Here is a 12,341-nt window from a genome sequence, read left to right on the forward strand (position 1 = left end):
GTCACTTTGGGGCGTGTAACAGGGTCGAGTAGAAAAAACAGCTACATTCCCGGTCTATTGGCAGTTATTTCCACTAGTCATCCACTTTATCCACAGCCTAGGTTGTTTTCCCGCTCGGGAGCTGATTCATGACAACTCTCATAGGAGAACAGATCTTTATTGTCACTGCAAAACTGTGGATAAGTCCTTTTTGGAACAGAACTTATTGTCACTAAACCGCCGGAACAGAACTATTTGTCACGGAACAGAACTTTAATGTCAGTGACCAGACCCGATCGATATACGAGAACGTCGTGCGCACCGCGTGGGTCACGGGGCGGCGATTGAGGGTCAGCATGGGCACGGTGCTGCTGCGCACCAGGCGCACGGCCTCGCCCAGCGCCTGGATCACCGCCTCGCTGCCCGAAAACGGGCCCTGGGTGAGACCAACGCCGAGCGCGCCCGACTGCGCCGTCCCCAGCCCGGGCATCGCCAGACTCGCGGCCACGCGCGTCCCGGCAAAGATCAGATTCCAGTCCAGGCTGGCCAGGGCCTGGTCCGTCAGGGCCACGGTCAGCTCCTCGAACACCAGGCGCACGCGCCGCGTCAGGGCGCGGTTCTCGAGGTCGAGATAACGGGCGACGCGCTCCAGCGCGTCGGGCGTGTCGGTGACGACGATGGTGGCGCTGGCACCGGGCTCGGCCACGAGCAGGCCCGCACGCGACAAAAAAGGCTCGATGCGCGCGCGGATGGTCTTGATCACATCCTGTCCCGGGCTGCTGAGGCGGGTGCCGGAGGCGCCGACGAAGCCTCCCGCCCCGCGCGCGCCCGAAAACCCCAGCGAGGCTTCGGTATGGGCCTCGAGCGCCAGCGCCCGGACATTGAACAGGCGGGTCTCGGTGCGGAAGAACTCGATACGTCCCTCATGAAAGCGCCACAGGACGCCGAAATGGCCACATAGGCGGTCCAGCGTCTGGGCGAGCGGCTGTGGCGCATCGGCCAGGACGAAAGGCTCGGAGACGGGCGGCGCGGAGGGGCCGGGGCCCGCCACCCCAGTCAGCCTGGGCATAAAATGCCAGGCGGGCAGCAAGGCGTCGGGCCGCACGTGGACAGGAATCCCTGTCACCGCGGAGATTCTGCGGCCAATGCGGCGCAAATCGTCGTCCCCATCGGAAAACAGCAGCGTCGTGCGAACCTGGGCCCGCAGGGCGGGCGGCAGGGTCAATTCGCGCGCCAGGGGCTGGGCGCGCCCCGCGAGCCAGGGCTTGTCTACCTCTTGGGCGGCCTGCCGCGCCTCGGCGGCATCGTGCGCGGCATCGGCAAATCCGTCATGGCCGCGCGCGAGGACGGCGCGCGCCTGCGAGAACTCGTGCGCCGCCTCGCGCAGCCGCTGCGACAGAGCGCAGCCTGCGAGCAGCCCGCACAGCACCACGACCCCCGCCAGCCGCCGCGCCCTCACGAGGGTCTCCCGGTGCCGGCCGTGCGGTCGCAGCGTTGGGCCAGCGGCACCACGCGCAATACCCGGTTGGCGTAAAAACAGGGTTGCAGGGGGCGCTCGCCCAACTCGGTGGCGGCCAGCAGCGCGCGTACCGCCGGCCGGAACGCATCCCCGAACGCCGCCGACCCCGCCAGGGGAATATCCACGTCGACAGCCCAATGTTCAGCCTCGAACACCCAACCCGCATCGCGCGCCCAGCGGCCGAGCGCCTTGCGGATATTGACATCCGCCGGACCAGCCTGGAACATCGGCGAGGCGACCGGAGGGGGTGCGGGCGGCGGCACCGGCGGAGGCGCCGTGGGCACCCGGCGCGGCAGCGGCGGCGGCGCGGGCGCCGGGAACGCAAGTGCCACGTCCTGCGCCGCAAGGGGCGCGGGAGCGTCGGTCGGCAAGGCAGCCGACGCCGCGGAACCCTCGGTCGACGCAGGGGCGGCCGGCGGAAGGACCTCCGGTGCAGCCTGCTCGTCGCGCTGCGCCTCGGCCTGCAGGTGTCCACCGCGCATCACCAGGTGCGCCGGCACCCCCTCGACGATCAGGTAGTCGCCCCGCCGCGTCGGCAGCAACAGACGGTCGCCGCGCCCCGTGCGCTCGAACAGCGCCGGCGCGGCCTGGCCCGCCGGGTATTGCAGCCAGATCCGCTCGCCGTCATCGAACACCTGCAAGGGCGCGAGGCTGGGTTCGCCGTCGATGCGCCAATCGAAACTGAAGCGGCCCGGCGCCTGATCGACCGGGCGGCGCCCCTGCGAGTCCAACCAGGCCCACGGAGACGTCTGGGCGCAACCGGCCAGCAACACCGACGCGGCGGCCAACACAATAAACCTCGACACGAACGCACCCTCCATCAACGAAACAGGCACCGGATCCTGTGGATCGGGTGCCTATCTTGGGATGGATGCCGGCCCTGCGCCAGACTGGGGATTACGGATGGAGCAAAGCGTCCCCGCCATCGCGGCCTGGCTCATCGAGCCGCGCGGCGGGATTCCGGATCAAACGATCATTTCTGGCGAACCATTTTGTTGGCCTCGGTCGCCGCGAGCTTCAGAGCAGTGACGGCGGGCTGCTGGCCTTCGAGGGCAGAATCCAGGATTTGGTGGAAGCGCGCACGGATGCTGGGGTAATTGGCGATGCGAAAGCCCTGCCCCGTCGCGCTCGCCTTTTGGGAATACACCGCCACCAACTCGCGCCATTGGCCCATATTCTTGTAGTAGGTGTCCGGCGTCTGCTCGAAGGCCGCACGCGTCAGCGGCAGAAAGCCCGTGCGCTGGTACCATTTCGCGGCCTGCTCGGGCTGCGCCAGCCAGGCGAGGAACTGGACTGTGGCCTCGGTGCGAGGCTTGTCGCCCTTGGTCAGCCACAAACCGGCACCCGATACGAAGGGGCTGCCGGGCTGTTTGGTGACCTCTGGATAGTACGGCAGGCCGGAAACGGCATAGCGCAGCAGCCGCTTGTCGTTGAAGCGACCGATGTGGCCGGAATTCGACATCAGGATCGCGCACTCGCCGGCCGCAAAGCGGTCGACCGATTGCGGTCCGAACTGGGGCCCGACCATGATTTCGCTGCGCACCCAACTGATCATCAGGGACAGGTGACGCACGTAGGTGGAGTCGAACGAGAAGCTGGGCAGCCCCTTGGCCTTCAACCCGTTGCCCTCGCTGGCAAAGAGCTGATTGTTGACCGCCGCGAGATTCTCGAGATTGATCGAGACCGGCAAGTCAGAAGTCAGCGGGCATTTGCGCGACCCGTTGTTCGCCAGGCTCACCAGTTGGCCCTGCAGCTCGATCCAGGTGCGCTGCGGCACCGCGGGCTCGACGTCGGCCTTTTTAAAGGCATCCCGGTTGTAATACATGACCGGGATCTCGAGCATGTAGGGAAAGGCCATCAGGCGACCTTTGGCGTCATAGATAAAAGCATTGTCCGAGGACAGGAACCAAGGGGTGTTCTTGAGCGCCGGATTGTTCTGCTGTGTGTAAAACGGCTGGATGTAGCTGCGCTGCGCGATCTGATCCAGCATCTGATCATCGCCCAGTTCGACGAGCGCGGGCAGATTCTTGGCGCGCGCCGCCTCATCGAGGGCAGCCTCGAGTTTTTGCGGACTCTCGAAGGCCCGCAGCTTGACCTGTACGTCGGACTGGCCGCGATTGTAGGCCTTGACCAGATCCTGGAAGGCGCCGGCATTGTGTTCGTCCATGGTGTGCCAGACCTGAATGTCCGTCGCCGCGAACGACGGAGCGGCGGCCAGGGCCGCGACGAGCAGCCACGCGGCATGACGCCCCGGACGAAAAAAACCGGGGTCGTTGATGAATTTCATAGTGGATCTAACCTAAAAAAGGGAAATCGACCTCTGGTGTCCGACCGGACACCAGATCCGCCAAGGCCTTGCCCGAGCCCACACCCATCGTCCACCCCAGGCTGCCGTGCCCGGTATTCAGGTACAGATTACCGATACGCGTGCGGCCGATCAGGGGAACGTTGGAGGGGGTCGTAGGCCGCAAACCGGCCCAGAACCGAACATTATCAAAATCGAGGGCGCTTGGAAACATGGTCCGTGCCCGCTGGACCAGATTATTGCAACGCCGTGTATTCAGCGTACGTGAATAGTCGCCGATTTCGGCCGTGCCTGCCATGCGCAAATGGCTGCCCAAGCGGGAAAATACGAGCTTGGCCTCTTGGTCGATCAGGCTGACCTCGGGGGCCAAGGCCGGATCGCGCAAGCCGAATGTCGCCGAGTACCCTTTGGCCGGGTAGACCGGGCAGTCGATGCCCAACGGGCCGGCCAGATCGGGCGTGAAACTGCCCAGGGCCAGCACGTAGGCATCGGCATGCAGGGGCCGGAACCAACCGTCGGGCTCGACGACCTCGGCGACCGCCACCCGCCGCTCGCCCGGCACCAGGCGACTCAGCCGGGTGTTGAACCGAAAGACGACGCCCGCCGCGCGGGCATGGTCGGCCAGCGCGCGGGTGAACAGATGCACGTCGCCCGACTCGTCGTCGGCGGTATAGTCGCCGCCGATGATCTGGCCGCGCAAGGCCTCGAGCGCCGGCTCGATGCGCAGCACCTCATCCGCATCCACGATATGGCGGGCCACCCCCAGCTCGCGCATGCGCTCGGCACTCGCGCAAGCATGGTCGAACTCGCGCGCATCGCGGTAAAAGGCCAGGATGCCGCGCTCGAGGTGATCGTAGCGAATATCCAGCGCCACACGCAGGTCCCGCAGGACCGCGCGACTGTACTGCGCCATGCGCACCATGGCGCGAAGATTGGCCGCATTGCGCGAGGTTCGGCACTCGTTCAGATAGCGCATGCACCACAACCACTGCCGCGGGCTGAGTCGCGGCGAAAACGCCAGAGGCGCATCGCGCCGACCCAGCCAGCGCAGCACCTTGCGCAGGGTATGGCCGCTCGCCCACGGCTCGGCGTAGCAGACCGAGATCTGGCCGCCGTTGGCGCGGCTGGTCTCGAGCGCGGCGCCGGGGCGCCGCTCGATCACCTCGACCTCGTGGCCGGCGCGCGCCAGCCACCAGGCGCTGGAGACCCCGATGATGCCGGCGCCGAACACAGCGACTTTCATGCACCCGCCACGATCCGATCGGCCTCGGAGGTAAACGCGTCGGCGTAGAACTCTTCGACCGGCAGCCCGCAGGACTGGGCGAAGTCCCGGCGGGCTGCCTCGACCATGACGGGCGCGCCGCAGGCATAGACCTGGCGGCCCGACAGATCGGGGAAATCCTCCATGACGGCGCGATGGACGAACCCCTCGCGTCCCGTCCAGCCATCCTGCGGCAGGGCCTCGGAAACCACGGGCACATAGCGAAACCCCGGCAGGCGGGCCTCCCATTCGCGCGCCAGGGCGTCCAGGTACAAGTCGGCCGGGCGTCGCCCGCCCCAATACAGCACCGCCGGGCGCTGGATGCCGTCGACGAGCATCTGCTCGATGATGGCCTTGATCGGCGCAAAACCCGTGCCGCTGGCGAGAAAGATCAGGGGCTTGTCCGAGTCCTCGCGCAAAAAGAACGAGCCCAGCGGCCCCTCGATGCGCAGGATGTCCCGGACCTTGAGCGGCGCGGCGCCGACGCCGAACACCTGGCTGGTGAAGGCGCCGCCCGGCATGTGGCGCACATGCAGACGCACGGTGTGGTCCTCGCCCGGGGGCGCGGCCATGGAATAGCCGCGGCGGCGGCCGTCCTTGAGGATGAATTCGAGGTACTGGCCAGGGTTGTAGCGATAAGCCTCGGCCGAGGGCAGTTGCAGCGTGATCTCGATCACGTCGGGCGCCAGCGGCTGCAAGGCCAGCACGCGCACGGGCATCTTGCGCACCTGAATGTCGCCCGCCATGCGCACCTCGCGGGCCTCGATGACGAGATCCGAGGCGGGCCTGGCCTGGCACAGCAGGGTGTAGCCGCGGGCGAGTTCCTCGCCCTCGAGGATGCGCCTGGGCGCCTCCCCGGCGTCGTATTCCCCCGACACCACCCGGCCGCGACATGTGGAGCACGCCCCCGTGCGGCAGCTATAAGGCAGCACCAGCCCGGCGGCGAGCGCCGCATCCAGCACCGTCTGCCCGGGCTCGACCGTAAAGGCCTGACCGCCGGGCAACACCGACACCTTGAAGCTCATGAGCCGTCCCGCATCCCGATGAGTGAATGACACCCGGTATTCTAGCCCGCGGGCCACAGGCTGGGCTGCTTGACCTTGACGGCGAGCAGCTTGCCCTTGCGCGCGCGCCGGCCCTCGTATTCACGCAAAGCCTCGAGATCCAGCGTCAGGACCGTATCCCTGGCACGATAGACCCCGCGCAGGCTCACCCCCGCCGGCCCGACCGCCGCCCACTGCTCGAGCCGATCCTCGGCATCCAGGCCCATCAGGATCGTGCCGCGGCCGCCTCCCGACAGGGCCTTGACCTCATCGAGGGACAGGACCAGGAACTTGCCCTTTTTACTGAGCAGGGCCAGGGCATGGTCGTCCTCGCGCAGCATCAGCGGCTTGAGCAGGACATCGCCGCGATCAAGGGCCACGAACTGCTTGCCCGCGTGCTGGCGGGTACTCAGGTCGCCGAGGCGGGCGAGAAAGCCGATGCCGGCGCGCACGCCCAGCATGACCCGGCGGTCCGCCGCGCCCGCCATCATGTGGACGATGCGGGCGCCCGCCTCCATCGATACCATGGAGGTCACCGGCTGGCCGTCGCCGCGCGCCGAGGGCAGGCTCGAGACGGCGATGGCATAGCTGCGGCCGGTGCTGGACAGGGCGATCAGCTCATCGGTGCTGCGGCACTCGATCGCATCGTACAGGGTATCGCCGGCCTTGAAGCCGAACTGCGCGGGATCGTGCCCATGCCCCTGGCGCAATCGCAGCCAGCCCTTTTGCGAGATCACCACGGTGACCGGCTCGTCGAGCACCTGGGTCTCCATCACGGCCCGGCTGGCGGTCTCGATCAAGGTGCGCCGCTCGTCGCCGTACTGCTTGGCGTCGGCCTCAATCTCGCGGATCATCAGGCGGCGCATGGCATCGGGCTTGTCAAGCAGCTCTTGCAGGGACAACTGCTCCTCGCGCTTTTGCGCCAGCTCCTGCTCGATGCGGATCCCCTCCAGGCGCGCGAGCTGGCGCAGGCGCATGTCGAGAATGTCCTCGGCCTGGCGCTCGGTGAGGCCAAAACGCTCCATCAGTGCCGGGCGCGGCTCCTCGGCTTCGCGGATGGTGCGGATGACCTCGTCCACATTCAGGTAGGCGATGCTGCGCCCCTCGAGAATGTGGATGCGGTCGAGCACCTTGTCCAGGCGATGACGGGTGCGCCGCGTGACCGTGGCCGAACGAAATGCGAGCCAGGACTCCAGAACCTGGCGCAGGCTGCGCTGGCCCGGACGGCCATCCGTGTCGATGCAGACCAGGTTCATGGGCACATTGCCTTCGAGGCCGGTGCGCACCAACAGCATATTGACGAACTCGTCGCGATCGATCCGGCTGGTCTTGGGCTCGAACACCAGGCGCACAGCGGCCTGCTTGCCGGACTCGTCACGCACGGCGTCGAGCATGCCCAGGACCAGGGCCCGCGTCTGTTGCTGCTCGGCGCTCAGGCTTTTTTTACCAGCGCGCGGCTTGGGATTGGTGACATCCTCGATCGTCTCGAGGATTCTTTGCGCGGAGGTGCCGGGCGGCAGCTCGGTGACCACGAGCTGCCACTGCCCCCGGGCGAGGTCCTCGAAATGCCAGCGCGCGCGCGCCTTGATCGTCCCGCGCCCCACCGCGTAGATCTGGGCGATGTCCTCGGGCGCCGAGATGATCTGCCCCCCGCCAGGAAAATCCGGGCCGGGCACCAGTTCGTAGAGCTCCTCGTCGCGCAAGGCGGGCTTGCGCAGCAGCGCCACACAGGCGCGCGCGATCTCGCGCAGATTGTGCGAGGGAATCTCGGTGGCCATCCCCACCGCGATCCCCGAGGCGCCATTGAGCAGCATCATCGGCAGGCGCGCGGGCAGGCACACGGGCTCTTGCTGGCTGCCGTCGTAGTTCGGGACGAAATCCACCGTCCCTTCGTCGAGCTCATCGAGCAGCAGGCGCGAAATTGGCGTCAGCCGCGCCTCGGTATAGCGCATGGCGGCGGCATTATCGCCATCGCGCGAGCCGAAATTTCCCTGTCCGTCGATGAGCGGATAGCGCAGGCTGAAGTCCTGGGCCATGCGCACCATGGCGTCGTAGGCGGCCTGGTCGCCATGCGGGTGGTACTTGCCCAGCACGTCGCCCACGACCCGCGCCGACTTGACCGGACGCGACTGGGCGGCGAGGCCCATTGCATCCATGGCATAGAGGATGCGGCGCTGGACAGGCTTCTGGCCGTCGGACACCTCGGGCAAAGCCCGGCCCCGCACCACGGAAACCGCGTAGTCGAGATACGCCTGCTCGGCATAGCGGGCGAGGATCAGACCCTCGTCCCCTCCCGAGTCCAGCGAAAAATCCTGTGTTGCATCCATGCTCATGCCCTCAGATATCGATATCGGCCAGATTGCCCTTTTCTTCGAGCCAGGCGCGCCGCTGCGCGGCCTCGCCCTTGCCCATGAGCATATCGAACATGCGGCGCGAGGCGCCGGTGCCCTCGCCGCCATGCCGCACCCGGACCAGACGCCGGGTGTCAGGATTCATGGTGGTGTCCCAGAGCTGCTCGGCGCTCATCTCGCCCAGGCCCTTGAAACGGCTGATGCGCCAGGCGCTCTCGCGCAGGCCCTCGCCGCGCAGCTTTTCCTGCACGGAGTCGAGCTCGCTTTGGTCCAGGCAGTAGATCTTGCGGGCCGGGCGCTTGCCCGCGGCGGGCACATCGACGCGAAAAAGCGGCGGGCGGGCAACGTAGATGTGGCCCTCCTCGATGAGCCGCGGAAAGTGGCGCAGGAACAGCGTCAGCAGCAGCACCTGAATGTGCGCGCCGTCCACATCCGCGTCCGAAAGGATGCAGATGCGCCCGTAGCGCAATCCCGACAAGTCGACCGCCTGGTCGGGGCCGTGGGGATCGACCCCTATCGCCACCGAGATGTCGTGGATTTCGTTGTTCGCGAACAGGCGGTCGCGCTCGACCTCCCAGGCGTTGAGGATCTTGCCGCGCAACGGCAGGATCGCCTGGAATTCCTTGTCGCGCCCCATCTTGGCCGATCCGCCCGCGGAATCGCCCTCGACCAGGAACACCTCGGTGCGCGCCGCGTCCGAGGACTCGCAATCGGTGAGCTTGCCCGGCAGGACCGCCACCCCCGAACCCTTGCGTTTTTCGACCTTGCGCGCGGCGCGGGTGCGCGCCTGCGCCTGGCCGATGGCGAGCTCGGCGACACGCTTGCCGTGTTCGACATTGGCGTGCAGCCAGAGCTCGACCGCGTTGCGCACGAACCCGCCGACCAGGCGCACCGCATCGCGGCTGTTCAGGCGTTCCTTGATCTGACCCTGGAACTGCGGGTCCAGGATCTTGGCTGACAGAATGAAGCTCGCGCGGGCATAGACGTCGTCGGGCAGCAGGCGGACGCCCTTGGGCACCAGATTATGCAGCTCGGCAAAGGACTTCACCGCGCCGAACAGCCCTTCGCGCAGGCCCGCCTCATGCGTGCCACCCGCCGTCGTCGCGATCAGGTTCACATAGGATTCACGCAGCACCGGCCCATCCGCGGTCCAGGTCACCACCCACTGAGCGCCCTCGCCGTGGGCATACTGCTCATCGTCGTCGGACGCATACTGCGCCCCCTCGAAGAGCGGCACGACCGTCTCGGCGTCGCCCAGGGCCTCGGTCAGGTAGCCGCGCAGGCCGGATTCATAACACCATTCCCGACGCTGACCCGACCGCTCGTTCAGCAGGCCGACGCGGATACCGCTCAGCAACACCGCCTTGCTGCGCAAGGCGTGCTCGAGGTCGCCCAGGGGGATCTGGGCACTGTCGAAATAGCGCGGATCCGGCCATACGCGGACCCGCGTGCCCGTGCGCCGGCGGGCGACGGACCCGATCTGCGACAGGGGTTCGACCACCTCGCCGCCGGCGAAGGCGATGCGGTGTTCGGCACCGTCGCGCCAGATCGTCACCTCGAGGCGCGTGGACAGGGCATTGGTCACCGACACCCCCACCCCGTGCAGTCCGCCCGAGAACGCGTAGGCGCCGCCATCGGCCTTGTCGAACTTGCCGCCCGCATGCAGGCGGGTATAGACCAGTTCCACCACCGGCGCATGCTCTTCGGGGTGGTCGCCCACGGGGATGCCCCGGCCGTCGTCCTCGATGGTCACGCTGCCGTCGGCATGCAGTGTGACCTCGAGCGCACGGGCAAAGCCCGCCAGGGCCTCGTCGGCCGCATTGTCGATGACCTCCTGCACGATGTGCAGGGGATTGTCGGTGCGCGTGTACATCCCCGGGCGCTGGCGCACGGGCTCCAGCCCCTTGAGGACGCGGATCGAGGACTCGTCGTAGCGTGTGGTGGCCAATGTCGTTCCGTAGTCGGTGTGATCAAAGACCGCTATTTTACGGAAAGTTCGCCGACCGGCCGTGGCCCGGGACGCAAAGGGCACACATCGCGTGGGACGAGGCGCGCAACATCGCGCGACAATGCAGCGCTCACAGTGGTATGCTTTATCGCATTGTGCCGGGCTGGCGCAAAACTCTCGCGGCAGCCCTGCCGCGGGTGCCGGACACGGCCGCCGCGCAGGCGCGCATCCTCCACCCTCTCTGATCCTTGCATAACCATGAGCGATTTCATCAAGCACGTCAGCGACGCGTCCTTCGAGACCGACGTTCTCAAGTCCGATCTGCCCGTCCTGGTGGACTATTGGGCCGAATGGTGCGGTCCCTGCAAAATGATCGCCCCTCTCCTCGAAGAGGCCGCCGCCAAATACCAGGGGCGTGTTATCATCGCCAAGGTCAATGTCGACGAAAACCCCGACAGCGCCGCCAAGTACGGCATCCGCGGCATCCCCACCCTGATGCTGTTCAAAGACGGCAAAGTCTCCACCACGAAAGTAGGCGCGCTGTCCCGGACCCAGCTCCAGGCCTTCCTCGACGACTCCATCTGAATCCATAAACCTGCATTCGCACGCTCGCGCGAGCCCGTTCCGGGCTCGCCGCCCATCCGACGACCTTTTCTCCCCTCCTTCTCATGCACCTCAACGAACTCAAAGTGCTGCACGTCTCGCAGCTGCTCGAAATGGCCGCCGGTCTCGAGATCGAAAACGCCAGCCGCCTCCGAAAGCAAGAGCTCATGTTCGCCATCATGAAGCGACGCGCCAAGCAGGGCGAGCAAATTTTCGGCGACGGGGTACTGGAAGTCCTGCCGGACGGCTTTGGCTTCCTGCGCTCGCCTGAAACATCCTACCTGGCCAGCACCGACGACATCTACATCTCGCCCTCGCAGATCCGCCGCTTCAATCTGCACACCGGCGACTCGATCGAGGGCGAGGTGCGCACGCCCAAGGACGGCGAGCGCTACTTTGCCCTGGTCAAGGTCGACAAGGTCAACGGCATGCAGCCCGAGGCGATCAAGCACCGGATCATGTTCGAGAACCTGACGCCGCTGCACCCCGACGAGCCGATGGTGCTCGAGCGCGACATCAAGAGCAAGGAAAACATCACCGGGCGGATCATGGATATCTTCGCCCCGATCGGCAAGGGCCAGCGCGCCCTGATCGTGGCCAGCCCGAAATCGGGCAAGACCGTGATCATGCAGCACATCGCCCACGCCATCACCACCAACTACCCCGACGCGGTGATGATCGTCCTGCTGGTCGACGAGCGTCCCGAGGAAGTCACCGAAATGCAGCGCACCGTGCGCGGCGAGGTCGTCGCCTCGACCTTCGACGAGCCTGCCACCCGCCACGTGCAGGTCGCCGAAATGGTGATTGAAAAAGCCAAGCGCCTGGTCGAGCTGAAAAAGGATGTGGTGATCCTGCTGGACTCCATCACCCGCCTGGCGCGCGCCTACAACACGGTCGTCCCCGCCTCGGGCAAGGTCCTGACCGGCGGCGTCGACGCCAACGCGCTGCAGCGGCCCAAGCGCTTCTTTGGCGCCGCGCGCAATCTCGAGGAAGGCGGCTCGCTGACCATCATCGGCACCGCGCTGATCGAGACCGGCAGCCGCATGGACGAGGTCATCTACGAGGAATTCAAAGGCACCGGGAACTCGGAAGTCCACCTGGAGCGCCGCCTGGCCGAGAAACGCATCTACCCGGCCATCAATCTGAACAAATCCGGCACACGCCGAGAGGAACTCCTGATCAAACCGGAACTTCTACAAAAGATCTGGGTGTTGCGCAAGTTCATACACGATATGGACGAAGTCGAAGCCATGGAATTCATCCTGGACAAAATCCGGGCGACCAAAAACAACGCAGAATTCTTCGACATGATGAAAAAATAAGCGAGCATCC

The 12,341-nt window shown here is 66.3% G+C and carries 9 protein-coding genes; 2 read left to right on the plus strand and 7 right to left on the minus strand.

All coding sequences use genetic code 11. The features are described 5' to 3' along the window. Nucleotides 1-211: 211 nt before the first annotated feature. The 7 genes from ABS761_RS12350 to ABS761_RS12380 all read right to left on the minus strand — a co-directional run bounded on the left by ABS761_RS12350 (nt 212) and on the right by ABS761_RS12380 (nt 10,406). Complete coding sequence (locus ABS761_RS12350; RefSeq protein WP_350408632.1) at nt 212-1,438, minus strand: hypothetical protein; 1,227 nt, start codon at nt 1,436-1,438, stop codon at nt 212-214. Continuing rightward, entirely contained in the window at nt 1,435-2,304 is an 870-nt protein-coding gene (locus ABS761_RS12355; protein ID WP_350408633.1) for a TrbG/VirB9 family P-type conjugative transfer protein, read from the minus strand. Before ABS761_RS12355 ends, ABS761_RS12350 begins: the two co-directional genes overlap by 4 nt. A gap of 167 nt (nt 2,305-2,471) precedes the next feature. Further along, nucleotides 2,472-3,785, minus strand: a complete 1,314-nt coding sequence (locus tag ABS761_RS12360; RefSeq protein ID WP_350408634.1) for an extracellular solute-binding protein — start codon at nt 3,783-3,785, stop codon at nt 2,472-2,474. Nucleotides 3,786-3,792: 7 nt separating this feature from the next. Further along, nucleotides 3,793-5,046 (minus strand): D-amino acid dehydrogenase, encoded by a 1,254-nt coding sequence (locus ABS761_RS12365; RefSeq protein ID WP_350408635.1) that lies wholly within the window; start codon nt 5,044-5,046, stop codon nt 3,793-3,795. Next, nucleotides 5,043-6,089 carry a CDP-6-deoxy-delta-3,4-glucoseen reductase gene (locus ABS761_RS12370; RefSeq protein ID WP_350408636.1) on the minus strand — a complete coding sequence of 349 codons (1,047 nt, stop codon included), beginning with the start codon at nt 6,087-6,089 and terminating at the stop codon, nt 5,043-5,045. The genes ABS761_RS12365 and ABS761_RS12370 overlap by 4 nt, the downstream gene beginning before the upstream one ends. Nucleotides 6,090-6,130: 41 nt before the next feature. Further along, complete coding sequence (gene parC / locus ABS761_RS12375) at nt 6,131-8,434, minus strand: DNA topoisomerase IV subunit A (protein ID WP_350408637.1); 2,304 nt, start codon at nt 8,432-8,434, stop codon at nt 6,131-6,133. A gap of 10 nt (nt 8,435-8,444) precedes the next feature. Then, nucleotides 8,445-10,406, minus strand: coding sequence for a DNA topoisomerase IV subunit B (locus ABS761_RS12380; protein ID WP_350408638.1), 1,962 nt, complete (start codon nt 10,404-10,406; stop codon nt 8,445-8,447). A gap of 258 nt (nt 10,407-10,664) precedes the next feature. Between ABS761_RS12380 and trxA the strand changes: the two genes are divergently transcribed. Next, nucleotides 10,665-10,991, plus strand: a complete 327-nt coding sequence (gene trxA, locus ABS761_RS12385) for a thioredoxin TrxA (RefSeq protein ID WP_350408639.1) — start codon at nt 10,665-10,667, stop codon at nt 10,989-10,991. 83 nt (nt 10,992-11,074) lie between these two features. Next, a complete protein-coding gene (rho, locus tag ABS761_RS12390) occupies nt 11,075-12,331 on the plus strand; it encodes a transcription termination factor Rho (RefSeq protein WP_350408640.1) in 1,257 nt (418 codons plus the stop codon). Nucleotides 12,332-12,341: the final 10 nt, after the last annotated feature.

Source organism: Castellaniella sp. GW247-6E4 (genome assembly GCF_040276065.1).
Lineage (GTDB): Bacteria > Pseudomonadota > Gammaproteobacteria > Burkholderiales > Burkholderiaceae_B > Castellaniella.